Source organism: Gemmatimonadales bacterium (assembly GCA_030697825.1).
Taxonomy (GTDB): Bacteria; Gemmatimonadota; Gemmatimonadetes; order Gemmatimonadales; family JACORV01; genus JACORV01.
Genome location: JAUYOW010000245.1, coordinates 1 through 2,533 on the forward strand (window position 1 = coordinate 1; position 2,533 = coordinate 2,533).

The window sequence follows — 2,533 nt, forward strand, 5'->3', positions numbered from 1 at the left end:
CGAGCATGCAGAAGTCGACGTTGGCCGCCGTGATGGCGGTCGCCCTGTCGGTCCCCGCGGTCGCGATCGCGGGACCGAAGTTCGAGGAGCTCGAGCGAGCCGTCGCGCCCAACGTCATGGACGCCGGCGCAATCGAGGCCGCGCTCGTCGCGGCGCTCGGGACGGATCTCGCCGCGATCGCAGCCGTGCAGGCCGAGTGCGGCATCAAGCCGCAGAAGAAGGTGGTCCTCGGGGAAAACACGAGGAGCTGCATCACGCGCCACGCCGAGACCATGGCCCGCGCGCGCAAGCACGCGGCCGACGACCGGGCGGCCATCGAGGCCCAGCTCGGGACGTGCACGGCCGGCGCGGGCGATTGCGCGACGGCGCGCGACGCGGCCCTCGCCGCGGCGCAGGCCGCAGCCGCCGAGCGCGACGCGCTCAAGCTGCGGCTCTCGACGAGCGGCGACGAAGACGGTCCGCCCGGCCCGGTCGACATGACCGCGTTCGCCGAGCGGAACTGTCCGCCCGGTTTCCAGGGCGCGTGGACGGCGAGCGGCCAGTTCACCTGCAACAAGCCCCGGTGGGGCGTCCAGCTGGAGCGGCCGAGCGCCGATCCGTCGGGCGCGGCCTACGCGGGTGTGCTGAAGGTGACGGCGCCGGCCGGACGCGAAGGCCTCGGCCAGTTCCCGGCCGCGCCCCCGCTGCCGGAGCCCAAGGGCACCTGCGACGGAGCCGGCGGGAAGCTGCTGTGCTACGTCCTGCCGATCGCGGCGGGAACGTTGGCGGTGCTGTTCATCGCCGACGCGGCGAGCGACGACTTCAACCTCGTCACGGTGGAGCGCTAGTCATGCGCGCCATCCTGGCGGTGGCCGCGCTCGCGGCTTGCACGATCGACGCGCGTCCCGAGGACGAAGTCGGCACGGAGTACGAAGTCACGTACACCGCGCCCGAAGCCGCTTCCTCGGTCTCGCTGTGCGACAACTTCGACGGCGAGTGGCGGTGCAGCCAGGACGTCGCCGGTCGCTCGGTCACCTGGTCCGGCCCGCTCGACGCCGTCCGGCTCGAGCAATCGCCGGCGGAAGGCGGCTACGTCATGAACTTCTCGTTCACGGTCGAGCCCAACTGGGCGGTCACGCAGGACGGTCTCGGCGGCTTCGTCGAAGTCGGCGAGCTCACCCTGGCCGGCCCGCTGCCGTACGTCGCCGAGCCCGTGGACAACACGCTGGACGGCGGCAACTACTGGCTGCACGTGAGTCAGTAGCGCACGATCAACGAACACGAGAGGCGGTCCCCCGGGACCGCCTCTTTACCTTTTCAGGAATTGAAATTTTCCAATATTGTCATTGCGAGGAGCCGCAGCGACGAAGCAATCTCTGCGCCTCATCGTTCCGTATGAGATTGCTTCACTTCGCTGCGGCTCCATTCGCAATGACAGGGTTGAGGGAGCCCCCTTGACGCAGCGGTGTCGGCATGCTACAGTGTGCTGTCGCACATGCGTGCGCAGAGACCTTTCAGAACCAAGGATGTCAGCCATCGGACAAGGCCGGTGGCACAACAACTCAGCCGCAATGCGGCAGAAAGCCAAAGGAGGCAAGGCAGATGAAGAACCCGATGAACGCCGCGCTCGTCGCGGCACTGGCCGCGTTCGCGGCCTGCACGGTGGACGCTCGCGATCGCGAGCGGTTCGAATCCTCGCGCGGCGCGCCCGAGCCCGCCGAGTCGGAAGCCGAGGCCGAAGCGGAGGCCGAGTCCGAGAGCGAGTCGGAGAGCGAGAGCGAAGCCGAGTGCTTCGTGCACTCCGATTGCGAGGACGGCCTCGCGTGCGTGGACGGCGCGTGCTCGAGCGTCGAGACCGACGCCGGCCCGCCCGACGCCGCGGAGTCCGAATCGGAAAGCGAAGCCGAGGCGGAAGCGGAGGCCGAGAGCGAGGCCGAAGCAGAAGCCGAGGCCGAGCCGGACGCCGAAGCCCCGAGCGCCGACAGCGGTGCACTCGAGCCGGATGCCGGAGCGCCCGCTCCGGACAGCGCCGCGTCGCCTGACGGCATCGCCACGAGCCCGGACGCCGGTACGCTGGATCCGGATGCAGTGCCGACACCCGAGCCGATTACGATCGTCATCGAGGTCCCCGAGGGACAGACGGTCGACGGGACCGCGCGCTTCTGCTCCACCTTCGGTGGTGGCTGGGCGTGCGCCGCGTTCGCCCTCGGTGGACCGAGCGGTCGCGAGATCCGCGCCCAGTTCGCCGACGCCGCAGCGGATGGCCACGTGTTCAACGCGTGCCTCCGCAATTGCGACGACCCGTTCAACGGCGTGTGGCTCGCGAACCAGTCGAACGGACTGGTCCAGCTCGCGGATCCGGTCGTCACGCTCGGCGACACCGTGGTTCCGGAATCGTTGGCCGACAACGGGACCGGCGGTGCCAACTGGTTCGTCGACTTCTCGCCGAGTGCCGAATAGCTCCTCGGCACGATCGCCAACTCGCTCCCGGCAGGATGGTCACGCGCGCTCCCCCTGGCGCCCGTTGCCTCCTGTCGGGAGTTTTCTATTTCAT

3 protein-coding genes are annotated in these 2,533 nt (G+C 69.5%); all 3 read left to right on the forward strand.

The genetic code is table 11. The features are described 5' to 3' along the window. A partial coding sequence (locus tag Q8Q85_12545) for a hypothetical protein (GenBank protein ID MDP3775085.1) occupies positions 1-827 on the forward strand: 827 nt, incomplete at its 5' end. 2 nt (positions 828-829) lie between these two features. Continuing rightward, the gene (locus Q8Q85_12550; GenBank protein ID MDP3775086.1) at positions 830-1,243 is read left to right on the forward strand and encodes a hypothetical protein; all 414 of its coding nucleotides are present in this window, start codon (positions 830-832) and stop codon (positions 1,241-1,243) included. A 338-nt stretch (positions 1,244-1,581) separates the two neighbouring features. Next, complete coding sequence (locus tag Q8Q85_12555) at positions 1,582-2,439, forward strand: hypothetical protein (protein ID MDP3775087.1); 858 nt, start codon at positions 1,582-1,584, stop codon at positions 2,437-2,439. Positions 2,440-2,533: the final 94 nt, after the last annotated feature.